The sequence below is a fragment of the Nocardia vinacea genome, assembly GCF_035920345.1.
GTDB classification, from domain to species: Bacteria; Actinomycetota; Actinomycetes; order Mycobacteriales; family Mycobacteriaceae; genus Nocardia; species Nocardia vinacea_A.
The window spans coordinates 1246243-1261999 of the sequence record NZ_CP109149.1 but is presented as its reverse complement, the minus strand read 5'-3'; the positions used below and the strand labels follow the sequence as shown (position 1 = coordinate 1261999).

At 66.5% G+C, this 15757-nt stretch carries 14 protein-coding genes; 6 read left to right on the top strand and 8 right to left on the bottom strand.

Features of this window, described 5'->3' with window-relative positions:
- Positions 1 to 68 precede the first annotated feature (68 nt).
- On the bottom strand, positions 69 to 3416 hold the full coding sequence (gene recC, locus OIE68_RS05995; RefSeq protein WP_327098391.1) for an exodeoxyribonuclease V subunit gamma: 3348 nt from the start codon (positions 3414 to 3416) through the stop codon (positions 69 to 71).
- Between the two features lie 263 nt (positions 3417 to 3679).
- Here recC and OIE68_RS05990 point away from each other — a divergent pair, with 263 nt between their 5' ends.
- A complete protein-coding gene (locus OIE68_RS05990) occupies positions 3680 to 3877 on the top strand; it encodes a hypothetical protein (protein ID WP_327098390.1) in 198 nt (65 codons plus the stop codon).
- Between the two features lie 234 nt (positions 3878 to 4111).
- Complete coding sequence (locus tag OIE68_RS05985; protein ID WP_327098389.1) at positions 4112 to 4828, top strand: tat pathway signal sequence; 717 nt, start codon at positions 4112 to 4114, stop codon at positions 4826 to 4828.
- 6 nt (positions 4829 to 4834) lie between these two features.
- Here the strand turns inward: OIE68_RS05985 and OIE68_RS05980 are convergent, their stop codons facing one another.
- The gene (locus OIE68_RS05980; RefSeq protein WP_327098388.1) at positions 4835 to 6349 is read right to left on the bottom strand and encodes a cytochrome P450; all 1515 of its coding nucleotides are present in this window, start codon (positions 6347 to 6349) and stop codon (positions 4835 to 4837) included.
- Between the two features lie 178 nt (positions 6350 to 6527).
- Between OIE68_RS05980 and OIE68_RS05975 the strand changes: the two genes are divergently transcribed.
- The gene (locus tag OIE68_RS05975) at positions 6528 to 7967 is read left to right on the top strand and encodes an NAD(P)/FAD-dependent oxidoreductase (RefSeq protein ID WP_327098387.1); all 1440 of its coding nucleotides are present in this window, start codon (positions 6528 to 6530) and stop codon (positions 7965 to 7967) included.
- Between the two features lie 112 nt (positions 7968 to 8079).
- A complete protein-coding gene (locus OIE68_RS05970; protein ID WP_327098386.1) occupies positions 8080 to 8850 on the top strand; it encodes a hypothetical protein in 771 nt (256 codons plus the stop codon).
- Positions 8851 to 8993: 143 nt separating this feature from the next.
- Here the strand turns inward: OIE68_RS05970 and OIE68_RS05965 are convergent, their stop codons facing one another.
- Genes OIE68_RS05965 through OIE68_RS05955 form a run of 3 tightly spaced genes read right to left on the bottom strand, consistent with a single transcriptional unit; the run spans position 8994 to position 11047 of the window.
- Positions 8994 to 9644, bottom strand: a complete 651-nt coding sequence (locus OIE68_RS05965; RefSeq protein WP_327098385.1) for an urease accessory protein UreD — start codon at positions 9642 to 9644, stop codon at positions 8994 to 8996.
- Positions 9634 to 10350, bottom strand: a complete 717-nt coding sequence (ureG, locus tag OIE68_RS05960; protein ID WP_327098384.1) for an urease accessory protein UreG — start codon at positions 10348 to 10350, stop codon at positions 9634 to 9636. Before ureG ends, OIE68_RS05965 begins: the two co-directional genes overlap by 11 nt.
- Positions 10351 to 10390: 40 nt before the next feature.
- Positions 10391 to 11047 (bottom strand): urease accessory protein UreF, encoded by a 657-nt coding sequence (locus OIE68_RS05955; protein WP_327098383.1) that lies wholly within the window; start codon positions 11045 to 11047, stop codon positions 10391 to 10393.
- Positions 11048 to 11170: 123 nt separating this feature from the next.
- On the opposite strand from OIE68_RS05955, the gene OIE68_RS05950 reads away from it, so the two are divergent.
- Positions 11171 to 11749 (top strand): phosphatase PAP2 family protein, encoded by a 579-nt coding sequence (locus tag OIE68_RS05950; RefSeq protein ID WP_327098382.1) that lies wholly within the window; start codon positions 11171 to 11173, stop codon positions 11747 to 11749.
- Between the two features lie 67 nt (positions 11750 to 11816).
- Positions 11817 to 12911: a 4Fe-4S binding protein gene (locus OIE68_RS05945; RefSeq protein ID WP_327098381.1), complete on the top strand. Its 1095-nt coding sequence runs from the start codon at positions 11817 to 11819 to the stop codon at positions 12909 to 12911.
- Here the strand turns inward: OIE68_RS05945 and OIE68_RS05940 are convergent.
- From OIE68_RS05940 to OIE68_RS05930, 3 genes are read right to left on the bottom strand one after another with little or no spacing between them, the layout of a single operon-like run.
- Positions 12872 to 13783: an SDR family NAD(P)-dependent oxidoreductase gene (locus tag OIE68_RS05940; protein WP_327098380.1), complete on the bottom strand. Its 912-nt coding sequence runs from the start codon at positions 13781 to 13783 to the stop codon at positions 12872 to 12874. The two genes, OIE68_RS05945 and OIE68_RS05940, sit on opposite strands and share 40 nt — an antisense overlap.
- Positions 13784 to 13810: 27 nt before the next feature.
- Positions 13811 to 14230 (bottom strand): hypothetical protein, encoded by a 420-nt coding sequence (locus OIE68_RS05935; protein ID WP_327098379.1) that lies wholly within the window; start codon positions 14228 to 14230, stop codon positions 13811 to 13813.
- Between the two features lie 50 nt (positions 14231 to 14280).
- Positions 14281 to 15741, bottom strand: a complete 1461-nt coding sequence (locus tag OIE68_RS05930; RefSeq protein ID WP_327098378.1) for an MFS transporter — start codon at positions 15739 to 15741, stop codon at positions 14281 to 14283.
- Positions 15742 to 15757: the final 16 nt, after the last annotated feature.

The window sequence follows — 15757 nt, the reverse complement described above, 5'->3', positions numbered from 1 at the left end:
CCCGACGCCCGCCCGTATCCGGGAGGCGCGCCGGACGAGGTGCCGTCCCATTCGACCAGTACGCCGACTCATGGCTGGCCCTGACTCTCGGCGGCCAACAGCGGTGCCCACATGCGACGAGCCAGGGACCCGAAGCGGGTGGTTTCGCCGGGCTCGCCCGCGGGCGCGGAGGCAGCCAAGAGGTGATCCAGGCGAGGAGCAGGCCCCCAGATGTAGCGCAGGTGACGGTCGGTGTGGTCACCGAACGGCCCGGGACCATTGGGCCCGCCATTGAATTCGCGTTCGGCCGCGCTCACCGCTTCGTCGGCGTTCGAGCCGCGGAAGCGACGTTCGGCGTAAACGGCGGTTGCGGAAGGGGCGATCGGCAGCGGTTCGATCAAACCGGCATCACGCAGTCGCACCAGTTCACGCAAAATCACCAGCGCGGCAGGCGGTTCCGGAGCCGTGAGCTCGGAACGCCATGCGGGACGGCCGAATTGGCCGCGACCTGTCGTGACCGCGCGCCACGATCGGTCCTCGGTAACAGCCAAGGCCAGCAACGAAACCCAAGCCGCGATGCGGTGTTTCGGGGCGAGCCGGGAGAACGTGGTGCGGACCAGGGATTCACCGCGCACCTCGGGCACCGTGCCGGTGAGCCGACGGCCATTACCGAGATCCACCGCGATATCGACTGCGCGCGGCGCACCCTCGTACTCCGGCATCGCCGCCCGGACCAGCTTGTCCACCGTCGACTCGACCTCGTCGAGCACCGCACCACCGAAACCGAACGGCGGCAGGGTCCCGCGCCGCCACTCCGCCGCGCGCTGCGTCGATGGATCCGCACCGGTGAGCCGTGCGGACAGCAGTCGCTCGCCCAGCTCCCATTTCGCGAGGCCGTCGAGTTCGATGGGCAGCCGGTCGGCAATGTCGTCTTCGTGTTCGGGGACGCGCAGTCCGAGGCGCTGCCACAGAAATGCCCGCACCGGGTGCTCGACGAACGAAATCAGGTCGGCCAGTGCGACATCCGCGGGTTCGAGTGCGGGCAGCGGTTCGGGCAGGAAGGCGGGACGCGGCTGTGCGGGTTGTCCGGCGGCCTGCGCGCCGGCGAGGGCGACGGTATCGAAGCTGAACGGGCGCTCGGCCGCGAAATTGCGACGGTCGAAGCCCTGCAACGGATGTCGGGTCACCACCGCGTCCATACCTGCCGCGCCGACGTGTGCGCGCAGTGCATCGAGCAGTTCGGCAACCGGGATGGCGGGCGGGCGATGCGCACCGGTCACCGGGTCTGCGCCGGTGTGGAAGACCAGCAGCTGCTCCGTGGCCGCGAGCACGGCATCCAGCAACAGCTGGCGATCCTCGCTGCGCGCATCCCGTTCGCCCAGCAGTGGATTGCGGGCGAGCACATCGTCGCCGTCCACGCCGCTGGTGCGCGGGAAGATCTCGTCGTCGAGGCCGAGCAACACCACCACTCGATGCGGCACCGAACGCATCGGCACCATCGTGCACACCGTCAGTTCGCCGGTCCGGAAATTCGCCCTGGTCGGTTGTGCCGCGAGCCGACTCGACAGCAGCACACCGACATCCGCCAACCGCAACGGCACATCACCCGCATGCTCGGTGGCGGCGGCCAGCTCACGGCGGGCCTCGGTGCGCACCCACGCCTGACTGTCGGGCACATCGGTGAGCAGTTCGAGGCAACGCCCGAGCACCGCCGCCCACTCGTGCGCCGGACGGGGTCCGCGCAGGTCGCGCAGGCAGACCGCGAGCCGGTCGATGAATTCCGCGAACCGGCCGGCCAGATCCACATCATTGCTGTCCACATCATCCAGTGGCAGCGCGAGATCCAGCCAGTCCTCGGAAGATTCGTCCGCGGTGACACCGAGCAGGATGCGGTCCACCGCACTATTGAGCGTGTTCTGGGCGAAGTCGGCCAGCCCGAACGCCTGCCGCTGGCGCTGCCCGATACCCCACCGCGCGCCGGATTCGGCTGCCCACTCGCGCAACCGCTCGATATCATCGTCATCGAAACCGCAACGGCGACGGACGGTTTCGGACGCCGCGAGATCCAGGACCTGTGTCACCGTCACCCGCCCGTCGGCGAGCTCGAGCATTACCGCGATCACCGCGAGCATAGGATTGGTCACCCCACGCCCCCGATCAGCGAGCCGGACCCGCAGCAGATGCGCGGGATGCGCCGAATCCCCCACCGACTCGACCGATCCCACCATCTTCTGCCCGAACGCCGCCCGCACCAGCGGCGCATACGCCTCCACCTCGGGACACATGATCAACACATCACGCGGTTCCAGCGTGTGATCGGCCGCGAACAAGCCGAGCAGGCATTCGCGCAACACCTCGACCTGTCGCGCCGATCCATGACACGAATGCACCTGCACGGTGCGGTCGGGAAAGCTCGCGGGTTCGGGCGGCCACACATCGTCGCGAATCCCGGATTGCAGGGCGCTCAACAGTGTCCGACCCGAATCTTCCTGACGGCCATCCTGATTCGAGCCGACAGCCGCATGGTGCTGATCCATGGCACCGACCAACCGCTGCTGGAGCTCCCGTACATCCCTGCCGAGCCCCGCGAGCAACGGATGCCGCACCACCGTCGCACTGACATCATCGGCCCGTGCCACAGCGGGGGGCAGTCCACTCAACTGCGCCCACATCGCCGGACTCGGATGCGCGAGCCACAGGTGCACATCCCGCCGCTCCCCCAGCGCGGATAACACCGCGAGTTGATCGCTCGGCAGCCGCGTCACCCCGAACAGCGACAAACGCCCAGGCAGATCCACCAGATCCGGCTCGTCCCGCAACCGCGCACAGGCCGCGCCCAACCGCTCGGCCGGACTCGGCACCCCGACCTCGGCCCGCAACCGCCGCCACAATTCCGGTTGCCACCGCAGATCATCCGGCACCGCATGGCCGGCACCGTCGGTATCCGAACCAGCCGACCACTCCTTGATGAGTCCCGGCCGCTGCGCCGCATAGCTGTCGAACAGCGCCACCAGATGCGCAGCGGTCGCATACCGCCGACCGACCCGATGTCCGGCGGGTTCCCCGACCCCGAGATGTCGCGCGAGTACCGCACTCCACGGTTCGCCCAGCGACGCATCGATCACCCGCAGTAACGTCCACACGACCTGCTCCGACGCCCACGGATCCGCCTCTGCAGGCACGCCACTCGCCGCCGCCGATATTTCGGCGACCAACGCACCGGGAGACGGGAATTCGATATTCGCGGCAATACCGTCGGAGCGACCGGACACGCCGAGCACCGTCGACAGCCGCTGCGTCAACCACCGCTCGACACCCTTCGCGGGCACCGCAACCACCTCGGCCGCGAAGGCATCCGGCAACGGTTCCGCAAGCAGCGCGGCCAACGCCTCCGCCAACGCATCGGCGCGCTCGGCACGATGTATGTGCAGCGGCATCTGCGCCCTCTCGTCGGTTGGTCCGGTATGTCCACACTGCGCGTCAAGTTGCCTATCCGTACGCCTCGGCGCTTCCGCACGTTTATACGCCCAGCGACCAGCACGCAACCTCCCGGCCCCATTCCCGCGGGAGTGAAATATGCCACACGCGAACGATTTACTTCGTCGTGTCATGTCGGATCGCGGGCGGCGATGTGCAACAGTGCTCAACCGGGGAGGAACGGGATAGCTGCACGAAAGGCTGGTTCGCGTTCATGATGGCGATGGTGATTCCCCTGATGCCGAGAGGCGGATTCACGGTCCGCCGGGTCGGTGACAGATGGGAGCTGGTCAACTCGCGCTGCTATGGTCGCACCGTCGTCCTACACTCCTGGCCGCGCGATCGGCATGCCGAGGCCTTCGCCCACTGCTACCGCCTCAACGGTCGCACCGTCGAGGAATTGCACGCCGCATTCCGCTAGCGCGAAAGACGCTGCGGTACAAGCACGCAACGCCACCTACCACAGCATCGCGCAGAGCTCAAGACGTGCGTCCGGCCCGCCGATGTGCGATCGTGTTGCCTCGTGCGTCACGCCTCCGTCTCTGTCCTCGCCGCTGCGGCGATCCTGGTCCCTACTACTACCGCGCTGATTCCGTCGGCCTACGCGGCGCCTCCGGCCCATACGCAGGGTTGCATGGCCGGTTTCGATTGCCATATGAGCAGCCGAATCGCCGCTGTCGACGCGTATTTGAAGAATCGGCCCGGCGTGACCGGCTATGTGGTCCGCGACCGAGTGAGTGGTGGGGTGTACGCGAACGAGAACGCGGAGAACTCGGTCTGGACCGCCTCCACCATCAAACTGGCGATCGCCGCCGATCTGCTCAACCGCGCGCGGGCGGGCGTGATCGGTCTCGGTCCCGAGGACCGCGGCCTGATGGAATCGATGCTCGCCACCTCCAATGACCAGGCCGCCGACATCCTCTGGAACAAGTACGCCGGCCTCGATCGGATGGCCTATAACAATGCCTTCCGCGCCAGCGGCATGGTGAACCTGGTTCCGCAGCCGACGAATACCGCGATGTTCCCGGACTGGTCGTTCCAGAAGTGCACCCCCGCCGACCTGGATCGGCTGATGGATTCGATCTTCAACAATATGCACCCGGACGACCGGAACTACCTGTTCGACCGTATGCGCGCGGTCGACAGCAACCAGCACTGGGGTGTGTGGGGCGCGGGCGCCGCGATGCGGCCCGGCCTCAAGAACGGCTGGTCCGAGGAGCAAGGCGGTTGGGTGGTGAACTCGGTCGGCTTCGCCGGACCCGGCGAGCGCTACACCCTAGCCATCATGAGTTCGCTCGGCGGCGACGGCGGCTACACCGAAGGAGCCGCGACCGATACCAAGGTCGCCGAGCTCCTGTTCAGCGGACGATGAGCTGACCTATCGAGCGACCCGCAAGCGATCGCTACGGCGCAAAGACACAGGCGCACCATCCCGGGGGAACGGAATCGTCGTGAATCCCCACGGCATTCGGTAATCCCCCGGGAGCTCCCATTCGTAATCCCGCACCAGCGCGGCAATGATCGTCTTCACCTCGAATGTCCCGAAGTGCATCCCGATGCACTTGTGCGCACCCGCACCGAAGGGCACCCAGGCGAGTCGATGCGATTTGTCCTCGCGGCGCGCGTCGCCGAAGCGTTCCGGATCGAACACCTCCGGCCGGGTCCACAGTTCCGGCAGGAAGTGGTTGACCGTATACGCGCAATCGATCGGTGTGCCCGCCGGAATGTAGTGCCCGAGAATTTCGGTGTCGCGCACCGCCCGTCGCGGCAGTCCGGGCACCGGCGGCATCAATCGCAAACTCTCCTTGATCACCAGATCCAGTTCGCGCATCCGGTCCAGATCGCCGACTGTCGGTGCGGCGCCGCCGATTTCGGCATCGACCGCGCACACCTCGGCGCGCACCCGCCGCTGCCATTCGGGATGTTTGCCGAGGTAGTAGGCCACGGCGGTGGCGGTGGTCGTCGTGGTGTCGTGCGCGGCCATGATCAGGAAGATCATGTGGTTGACCACATCCGCATCGCTGAATTCGGCGCCGTCCTCGGTGCGCGCATGGCACAGTCCGGAGAAGAAATCCGTCGACTCGGTCCGTCGCTTGCTCGGCAGCATGTCGGTGAAGTACTGCTCGAGTACCTTGCGCCCGTGCAGCCCGGCACGCCAATTGCCGCCGGGCACCGGATGTCGAATAACCGATAGTCCGGCATGGGTGCAGTCGATGAACGCATCGATGAGCTTGCGGCGCCGCACCCCGACATCGACGGCCATGAAGGTCTCGCCCGCGATCTCCAGCGTCAATTCCTTGATCGTCGGATAGAGCCGGACGGTGCCGCCGGTCCGCGGCACCCACCGAGCGACGGCGGCCCGCGCCACCGGCGTCAACGTCGCGAGATGCGCCTCCAGCCGCTCCCTGGTGAAGGCCTGCTGCATGATCCGGCGATGGAACATGTGCTCGTCGAATTCCAGCAGCAGCAGCCCGCGCCGGAAGAACGGACCGATGAAGTAGTCCCAGCCCTGGCCGAAATCGCGACGCCGCTTACCGAGCACCTCATCGATCGCCTCCGGACCGCAGACCAGCACCCGATCCAAGCCCAGCGACGAATTCAGCGATACCGGACCGTAGCGGCGATACCGCTGCATCATTTCCGCCGGACCCCAGCGCAGGTAGTGCAGGCCCCGGCCGAAATATGGAAGTCCGGCATCTCCTGTGACCGCGGTCGCGGTGCTGCCGCGTGGCGGTGAGGCCAGCACATGGGGACGCTCGGGAACCCGGCGCAGCAGTCGATCGATCAGGTGGTCGTCCGGGATGTCGATGAGCGACGCATTCTCGGATTGGTGCCGCACGCTGGGCTTTCCAATCCCGCTGCGGATGTGGGCGACACGGCCACCGACGACCATGACAAACCTCCCTGAACGACAGGATCTATCGTATTCTCTTTTTCACATTCATTCGCTCGAAAAGAATCGGCACATCAACAACCGGGATCTCGCCGCGACGGCCAGCCGAGCGCCGACTACCGTAAGTCGGGTCAACACCGTTCGAGGGGCCGCACCCCAGGTTTGAGGAGCACCGACGATGAGCACTCAGTCTGTCCAGGAGAACCATCGCCACCGGGTGGTGGTGATCGGCTCCGGATTCGGCGGCTTGTTCGGTACCAAGCACCTCAAACATGCCGACGTCGACGTCACCTTGATCTCCAAGACCTCGACCCACCTGTTCCAGCCGCTGCTCTACCAGGTGGCCACCGGCATCCTGTCGGTCGGTGAGATCGCCCCCGCGACCCGGCTGGTGCTACGCAAGCAGGAGAACGCCCAGGTGCTGCTCGGCGATGTCATCGATATCGACCTCGAGCACAAAACGGTCACCTCGCAGCTGCTCAACCAGAACACCATCACCCCCTTCGACAGTCTGATCGTGGCGACCGGCGCGCAGCAGTCCTACTTCGGGAATGACAAGTTCGCCACCTACGCGCCCGGCATGAAGACCATCGACGACGCGCTGGAGCTACGCGCGCGCATCCTTGGCTCATTCGAAGGCGCCGAACTGGCCACCACGCAGGAAGTGCGGGACCGACTGCTCACCTTCGTGGTGATCGGCGCCGGACCCACCGGTGTCGAATTGGCCGGTCAGATCGCCGAACTGGCCGATCGCACCCTGGAGGGCACCTTCCACAACATCGATCCGCGCGATGCCAGGGTGATCCTGGTCGAGGGCGCGGGTGCGGTACTGGGCCCGATGGGTCCGAAGCTAGGCGGTAAGGCCAAGCGGCGGCTGGAGAAGATGGGTGTGGAGATCCAGCTCAACGCCATGGTCACCAATGTCGACGCGCACGGGGTCACGGTGAAGGATGCCGACGGGACGGTGCGCCGGATCGAATCCTCATGCAAGGTGTGGTCGGCCGGTGTGCAGGCCAGCCCACTGGGCAAGATGCTCGCCGAACGCTCCGACGGCACCGAGACCGACCGCGCCGGACGCGTGATCGTCGAACCCGATCTGACCATCAAGGGCCACCCGAATGTCTTCGTGGTCGGCGACCTGATGTCGGTGCCGAATGTGCCCGGTCAGGCTCAGGGCGCGATCCAGGGCGCGACGTATGCGGCCAAGCAGATCAAGGCCGGACTCAAAGGCCAAGCGCCGCAGGACCGCAAGCCGTTCAAGTACTTCAACAAGGGCAGCATGGCGACGGTGTCGCGGTTCAGCGCCGTCTGCCAGGTCGGCAAGCTCGAGTTCGGTGGATTCATCGCCTGGCTCGCCTGGCTCGCGCTGCACCTGTACTACCTGGTCGGCTACCGCAGCCGGATCATCACCGTCATCCAGTGGTTCGTGACCTTCCTCGGCCGCACTCGCGGGCAGATGGCAGCTACCGAGCAGTGGGTCTTCGCCCGGCTCGCGGTGGAGGCGGTGCAGGCCGATCAGCAGGACGCCGACGAACTCGCGGCCGCGCTGGGGGCGCCGCCCGCAGAGAATGGGAAGGCCGCGCGCTCCGAGAAGGCAGCCGACCGCAAGGTGGGCTAGCCACTCCAGTTAGCTAATCATTAGCAACATCGCCGCCCTGCAAATTTGCACCCATCCGAGAGTGCCGCCAATCCGAATGCCGGATGACATTTCTCCGGATGAAAGGCGATGTATGGGGACAGGCAAGCACAGAGCTCCTAACCCGCAGCGGCAGAAGATGGGGACGATGGTCGCGGCGGGAGCAGTACCGCTCGTTCTGGCGCTGGTGGGCACCGGCACCGCGAATGCCGATCCCGCACAATCGAATACGGTCACTCAGGACCAGAAGCCGCAGTGGCCCGCGGCCGACGCCCCCAACGCGATGCCGTACGAGGGTCTGCACATCCCGGACAGCACCAAGAGCTCGCTGCAGTGGTCGCGGCCCGCGCCGGATAAGAAGTACCTCGCGCCCGTCGGTGTGCTGCACCCGCCCGGCCCCGTGGCTCCGGTGCCGCCGATCGCGCCGCCGCCTGGCAAGTTCCGGTTCGGTGACGTCACCGTCGATGCACCGGATTGGATCAACCAGGAGCAGGCGATCCAGATCAACGACAACTCCGCAATGGCCGAGGCCAATCTGGCGACATTCCTCGATTCGATCGGTATGGAGCGCAGCCGCTCGGACCGGATCGCCGGACAAACCATCGGCACCGCCGCAATGGGTGCGCTGGCGGGGGCGGGGGCAGCGGTCCCTGTCACGGCAAGCTCCGCGATGGTCGGCGGTGCGCTGGGTCTGGTCATCGGACTACCGCTCGTGCCTGTCGGGCTCGTCGCGGGTCCGGTACTCGGGGCGGCGGTCGGTGCGGCCGTGATCACGTTCCCCGCGGCCGCCATCGGGGCGGCCGCCGGTGCGGCCGTCGGCGCGGTCAACGCGTTCAACGCGCCCTCACGGGTCGTCGGCGACTGATCGAGCGCCGAACCGGGGTGGGAACCTGACGACGTTGTCGGGTTCCCACCTCTTTCATTCCCCCGCCCGGCGCATCGCCACACCGTGTCGGTCCGGGCAAAGCCCCGCTGTGATGGATGACACATTCCGCGGCGAATCGAGAGCTATCGCGTACTGACGAGCAGCGGTCCCGTTCGGGTGGACAGAGTCCCGCCCAAAGCGAGCGGGAGGCGGGCCGCGACCAGGCCGTCGGTTTCCACGGGGCGGTCGTCCGGATACACGAGTTCGCTGTCCAATGCCCTTGGTGCGGCGAGATTGTCATCGGTGGCACTACCCGCACCAAGTTCGAGTCGATGCCGCAGCAGCGGCAGGGCGCCGATATCGGCGATCAGGTCGCCGCGCCAACCGCCGTCGTCCTCGCCGATGCGCCCGATCTGTACGCGTTCGCGCAGCCGTAGCCGGGCGTCGGGGGTCAATCGCACCTCGGTCACCGTGTGGTGGTGCGCGCCGCCCGCCACGATCGTCGGCTCCGGATCGAAATCCAGCTCGCCCGCGACGTCGAAATGCCAGTGCGCCAACGACAATGGCGTGCGCGTGCTCGGTAGCGCGATGGTGGCCGCGACCGAGCGCACCACCAGGCGTGCGCCCGCACCGACCACGATCTCGATATCGAGTTCATCGCCGCCGAGCGGAGTGGCCGCGGTGCCGATCAGGTGGACGGTGTCCGGACCCGTGCGCCGGGCCGCCAACCCACCGCTCGCGTGGATCTCGGGCAGCGTGCCGACGGCCGCGACAATGCGAACCTCAGTGCGCAACAGCGGATTCGGTGGCCGGTTTGTCCTGTTCGGCAATGGCCCGCAGCTGTTCGCGCACCCAGGCGAGCACCGCGGTGGCGGCCGGATCCTCGGTCAGCGAGATCATCGCCGTGCGGCGGCCCTCGCGCACCTTCGCGGCATCGCGCTCCATAACGTCCAGGTCGGCGCCGACCAGCGGGGCCAGATCGGTCTTATTGATCACCAGCAGATCCGAGAACGTCACGCCGGGACCGCCCTTGCGCGGCACCTTGTCGCCACCCGCGACATCGATGACGAAGATCTGTACGTCGATCAGGCCGGAGGAGAACGTGGCGGTGAGGTTGTCGCCACCGGATTCGACCAGGATCAGATCCAGGGGCGGATTGGCCGCGATCAGATCGTCGATGGCATCGAGATTCGCGGTGATGTCATCGCGAATGGCGGTATGCGGGCAGCCACCGGTCTGCACGGCGGTGATCCGCTCATCGGGTAGCACCGCGTGCCTGCGCAGGAAGTCGGCGTCCTCGGTGGTGTAGATGTCGTTGGTCAGCACCGCGAGCGAGAGTTTGTCACGCAGCTGTCGGCACAGGGCGGCCACCAGGGCGGTCTTGCCCGAACCGACCGGTCCGCCGATACCGATGCGCAGCGCCTCGCCGGGCGTGCGCTCGCGCTTGGGCCGGTCGTGCGAGTGATCGTGCGGCTCGCCGTCGATCAGATGGGGTGGCATATCGTGCTCCTTTCCGCTTCCATCCTTGCGGATTGCGCGCCTAGGACGCGAACAGGGGCATATCGCGTACGAGGTGTCGCTGTGCGAGTACGTCCTGTAGCGGATCCGAGAGCGCGGCGAGTTCGGTCGCGGCCGCGACGGCGGTCCGGTCGCAGAGTTCGCCGAGCCGGATCGTGCAGGCGGCGACCGCGGCGGGATCAAGCGCCAGTAACCGCTGTGCCGCCGTCGCCGCGCCGGTCATGGTCGTGTAGACGACGACCGCAGCGGCCTGCTCCGGAGTCGCACCGCAGATCTGCCCCACCACACCGAAGGCCGTCGACAGATGCGGCCGCACACCGAGAACCGTCCAATCCGCCCCCGGCCAAACCTGTTTCGCCAACCGCACCAAACCACGCCCCTGTGCCCGCGACGCCGCCCGCGCAGCCGGAGCCGGTGTCCGCGCATCGGCCTCCGCTTCCGCCCGCTCGGCGGTCGACTTCCCCGCACACACCGCCGCCGCCAACGAGGCCGCCACCAGTCCGGACGTGCGGATCCGCCGCCGCAAATACAGCTCCACCGTCGCGACATCGCGCACCACGCCGGACGCGACCGCCTCCTCCACACCGCCGGAATGCACATGCCCCCCGATCGGCAGCCGCGAATCCGCCAACGCGAACAAAGTCGCCAACCCCGTGGTCCCCGCGTCCGATCCATGCACCCGTCGATCCTATGCGTGACACGGCCGGGCTCCCTCACCCCGACCGGGCCACACATGATCTTCGAACCTGAGCGGGCTCAGGATGTCTCCTGCCACCGCTGGGGGTCTGGAAACATGGGCGCGATGGGGTTCGATGAGAGCATCATGCGCGTCATCTCGGTCCGGCGCGCCGACGCGGTGACGCAGGTGATTCAGGGCATCGGCAATGCCGGAATGCGCATCGAGGTGCTCGAGATCGTCGCGCTGGCCGGGGTATTAGCCGTGGTCGCGACGCGGAGCTGGCGGGTCGGCGGTGTCGCGGCGGCGAGTCTGTTGCTGGGCGATTTCATCGCGCATTGGTTGAAGCAGGTGGTCAGGCGCCCGCGTCCGGCTGGAGATCTGACCTTGTGGCCCGAAATCCACAGCTGGGCAATGCCTTCCACTCATGCTGCGGCCACCTCTGCACTGGCGACGGGCATATTCCTCGCGGTGGAGTGGCGCTCGCCCCGTATGCGCAGTGCGGCCGGCACCGCGCTCGTTGTGGCGGTGGTGTTCGTCGGCGGGTGCATGGTGTATCTCGGTGCGCACTGGCCGACCGATGTACTGGCCGGTTGGCTGCTCGGCGCGGGCGTCGGCGCTGCCGTCGCGTGGACGGCCGACAAGTTGCGCTCGAACCGCAAGACCGCCAACCACTTACCATCCGACACGCCCGGAGTGCGATGAGTTTCGGGGGCCTGCGCGGTCTATCTTCCTGAGGCCGGTTCGGTCTCGCGGTTTTTGAGGAGGGCCGATGTCGGATAAGGAACCAACGGGACAGCGACGATTCGCGGAGCATCCGACCGTCAAGCGGATGAGCGAAATAGCGCGCACGACACCGGATCCGGTGCTGAATGCGGCGCGGCTGCGCGAGCTCTGCCTCGCGGCCGGAGCCGACGATGTGGGCTTCGTACCGGTCGACGATCCCAGGGTGGCGGTCGAACTCGAGCATGCGCGCGAAATCCTGCCCTCCGCACGCACATTCGTGACCTTCTGTGTCCGGATGAACCGGGACAACCTGCGCAGCACCATGCGCAGCCTGGCCAACACCGAATTCAACCACGCCGACGACGAGACCAACGAGGTGTCACGCCGCATTACCAGGGCCCTGCAGGATGCCGGGTACCGCGCCGTCTACCCCGCGCCCGGATATCCGATGGAGGTCGACAAGTTCCCGGGTCGGATCTGGGTGATCGCACACAAGGTGGTGGCCGAGGCGGCCGGATTGGGCGTTATGGGTATCCACCGCAACGTGATTCACCCGAAGTTCGGCAATTTCATCCTGCTGGGCACGGTGGTCACCGATGCGGTGATCGACGAGCCGAGCGCCGCATTGGATTTCAATCCGTGCCTGGAATGCAAGCTGTGCGTATCGGCCTGTCCGGTCGGCGCGATTGCCAATGACGGCGGCTTCGATTTCCAGGCCTGCTATACCCACAACTACCGAGAGTTCATGGGCGGCTTCACCGATTGGGCCGAAACCGTCGCCGACAGCGACAGCGCCGCCGAGTACCGCGAGCGCGTCACCACCGGCGAATCGTTCTCGATGTGGCAGAGCCTGTCGTTCAAACCCAACTACAAGGCCGGGTACTGCATGGCCGTCTGCCCGGCCGGCGAGGATGTGATCGGCGCCTACCTCGACGATCGCAAAACCCACCTCGACGATGTCGTGCGTCCGCTGCAGAACAAGGCCGAACCCGTCTACGTCCTGCCCGGATCGGCCGCGGAGGAGCACGTGCGCCGATTCCCGAACAAGACGCCGAAGGCGGTGACCAATGGCTTCCCGGACGAGGTCAATGTGCTGCTCGATCAGATCGGCCCGCGTCCGCGCCGGACACGTGGCGTATAGCGATCAGCGAGGAACGCATGTTCCATGAAGCGCTGCGCCCGTCCTCGGGTCAGATCGGACCAGGCCTGGACCCCTGTCGACCACCAGGGCGCGATCTTGCGTGGCTTGGCGGCCACGGCGTGACAGACCAGATCGGAGGCTTCGTCGACGGTAAGCCCGGGAACGCGGCTGAAGTCGGTCGGCGCGCTCATCCTGGTGTGCACGAGCGGCATGTAGATGCAGGTCGTCGTCACCTTGTCGGCGGCGATTTCCGCTGCGGCACTGCGTAACCAGACATCGAAGGCGGATTTGGAAGCACCGTAGGCGGCCCACCGCGGGGCGGGCGGCATGAGCACGCCCCAGGTGGAGATATTGACGATATGGCCCTGTTTGCGTTCGCGCATACTCGGCAGCAAGGTGAGCAGCAGCCGGACCGGCCCGAGATAGTTCACATCGATGGTGCGCGTGAAATCGTGGAAGCGGTCGTAGGATTCGTCGATCGAACGGCGAATCGACTTGCCCGCGTTATTGATCAGCACATCGATATGACCGTGCTCCGCGAGTAGATCGCGCCCGAGTTTTTCGACGGCGTCCATATCGGTCATATCCGTCGGGTACACGTGCGCGGTACCGCCCTCGGCAGTGATCTCGGCCGCCACCTGCTCCAGAGCGTCGACCGAGCGCGCAACCAGCAGCACGATCCCACCGGCTGCGGCCAGTTTGCGTGCGCTCGCCTTGCCGATGCCGTGCGATGCGCCGGTCACCAGCACGGTCCGGCCCGCGACCTCCTCGCGCAGGGATTTCTCGCGCGGTCGGGAGGTCGGGTACAGCAGCCAGGACGCCACTCGCTCGGCGAGCGGGCGGCCATTGCTCGATTCGGGAGTGTCGTTCACCCTCTCGACTGTATGCGCCGACCTGCCCTATTCGCGCTCATTTGCCGAGGTACTCAGGAGCTCGGGCAGATCCTGTCGGGGCAGGTAGGCCACGATCCGCAACCCGTCTTCGGCACGGCGCACCAGGAAGTCGCTGTAGACGTCGAGGGACCGTTCGCCGAGCGACAGCGCCCACCGGGCCGAGCTCAGCCAGCAGTGTCCGCCCAGTTCGAAGGTGGTTTGCTCGACCAGCCGAGTGCGCGGCGTCGACCCAGCATCGAACTGGTCGGCCCGCGCTCGGGCGGCGGCCACGAACTCCTCCCGGCTCACACAACGACTCGATGTCGGGGTGGTTACCAGAATCGCCGGATCGAAAAGGCTTGCCAGTGCGGCGAAATCCGATGCCGCGACGATCTCGTCGTAGCTGCGGATGAAACCCTCGATCGAGGTGATGTCATGCGAAATCATGACATCTGATTATATCGCGAATCGCGGCAGAATCCCGGGAGGCGCGCCGGTCAGCGCCGGGGTGCGAATGCGGCGACCGCCGCCATCACCACCAACAGCAGCGCACCGACCGAGGTCGCGACATGCATTCCGGAGACAAAGGATTCGCGTGCGGAATCGATCAGTGCGGAATTGTCGCCTGCATGCTGGATGGTCTCACCGAGCGTGTCCGCATAGCCGCCACCGGACCGGAAGACCAGTGCCGCAACCGAACCCAGCAGCGCGAGGCCGAGCGCGTTGCCCAATTCGAAACTGGTCTCGGAGATCCCGACCGCGGATCCGGCCCGCTCGGGTGGCACCGAGGACACTGCCACATCCGACACCAGGGTGAACGCCAGGCCGTAACCGATGCCCGCGATCGTGGATCCCGCAAGGTACCAGGCGATTCCGCCGTCCACGCCGACACCGATCAGCATCAGGTTGCCGATGGCCGAGGCCAGCAGCGCCAGCACGAAGGTGGGACGCACCCCGAGCTTGTGTCCGACCCGCGCACCACCCATCGAGCACACGAATACCGCGATCGCCATCGGAATCCCGAGCAGCGCGGCCGCGAGCGGGTCACGTCCGGTCACCGATTGCAGGTAGACACTGGTCAGATAGCTCATCGCGGCCAGTGACATCATGCCGACCAAGCTGGAGCCGATGGCGACCGAGAACTGCGCCCGCCGGAACAGTCGCAGATCCAGCAGCGGTTCGGCCAGCTGCCGCTGCCGCCGCACGAAGATCGCGAGCAGCACCGCACCGATAAGTCCGATTACGAGCGGTTCGACATCGAACCCTTCCGCGGCGATCTGTTTCACCCCGTACACCACCGGCAGAATGCCGCCGATCGACAGCAGCACACTCGGAATATCGAGCGGACCGACCACACCGGCGCGATGTTCCGGCAGCACGAACGGACCGAAGGCGAGCAGGATCAGCAGCACCGGAATATTGATGAGGAATACCGATCCCCACCAGAAGTGGTGCAGCAACAGGCCACCGAGGATCGGGCCGACCGCGGATCCGCCCGCGAAGAACGCCGTCCACACTCCGATCGCGGCGGCGCGTTCGCGGGCGTTCGGGAACAGGCTGGAAATCAGCGCCAGACTCGAGGGCAGCAGGGTCGCGCCGCCCATACCCATCAGCGCACGCGCGATGATCAACACCGCGGCGCTCGGCGCGAAGGCCGCCATGATCGAGGCGATACCGAAGATCGACGCACCGGCGAGCAGAATATTGCGCCGCCCGATCCGGTCGCCGAGATTGCCCATAGTGATCAGCAGGCCCGCGATGAGGAAGCCGTAGATATCGAGAATCCACAGCTGCTGCGCGGCCGAGGGGTCGAGATCGAGGGTGAGCGTCGGCATAGCCAGGAACAGCACCGAGATGTCCATCGACACCAGCAGCACCGGCAACAGCAGTACCGCGAGACCGAGCCGAGCACGCCGCGAACCGGTCGGCGCCGCCTGCGCGACCTCCACCTGAGTCATGTCGATTTCCTCTCCC

What these genes read in the sequence shown, in the direction of transcription:
- OIE68_RS05990 (WP_327098390.1), top strand. Translation starts at nt 3,680, where the DNA reads ATGGTGATTCCCCTGATGCCGAGAGGCGGATTCACGGTCCGCCGGGTC.
- recC (WP_327098391.1), bottom strand. Translation starts at nt 3,416, where the DNA reads ATGCCGCTGCACATACATCGTGCCGAGCGCGCCGATGCGTTGGCGGAG.
- OIE68_RS05985 (WP_327098389.1), top strand. Translation starts at nt 4,112, where the DNA reads ATGAGCAGCCGAATCGCCGCTGTCGACGCGTATTTGAAGAATCGGCCC.
- OIE68_RS05950 (WP_327098382.1), top strand. Translation starts at nt 11,171, where the DNA reads ATGGGGTTCGATGAGAGCATCATGCGCGTCATCTCGGTCCGGCGCGCC.
- OIE68_RS05935 (WP_327098379.1), bottom strand. Translation starts at nt 14,230, where the DNA reads ATGATTTCGCATGACATCACCTCGATCGAGGGTTTCATCCGCAGCTAC.
- OIE68_RS05970 (WP_327098386.1), top strand. Translation starts at nt 8,080, where the DNA reads ATGGGGACAGGCAAGCACAGAGCTCCTAACCCGCAGCGGCAGAAGATG.
- OIE68_RS05945 (WP_327098381.1), top strand. Translation starts at nt 11,817, where the DNA reads ATGTCGGATAAGGAACCAACGGGACAGCGACGATTCGCGGAGCATCCG.
- ureG (WP_327098384.1), bottom strand. Translation starts at nt 10,350, where the DNA reads ATGCCACCCCATCTGATCGACGGCGAGCCGCACGATCACTCGCACGAC.
- OIE68_RS05980 (WP_327098388.1), bottom strand. Translation starts at nt 6,349, where the DNA reads ATGGTCGTCGGTGGCCGTGTCGCCCACATCCGCAGCGGGATTGGAAAG.
- OIE68_RS05930 (WP_327098378.1), bottom strand. Translation starts at nt 15,741, where the DNA reads ATGACTCAGGTGGAGGTCGCGCAGGCGGCGCCGACCGGTTCGCGGCGT.
- OIE68_RS05975 (WP_327098387.1), top strand. Translation starts at nt 6,528, where the DNA reads ATGAGCACTCAGTCTGTCCAGGAGAACCATCGCCACCGGGTGGTGGTG.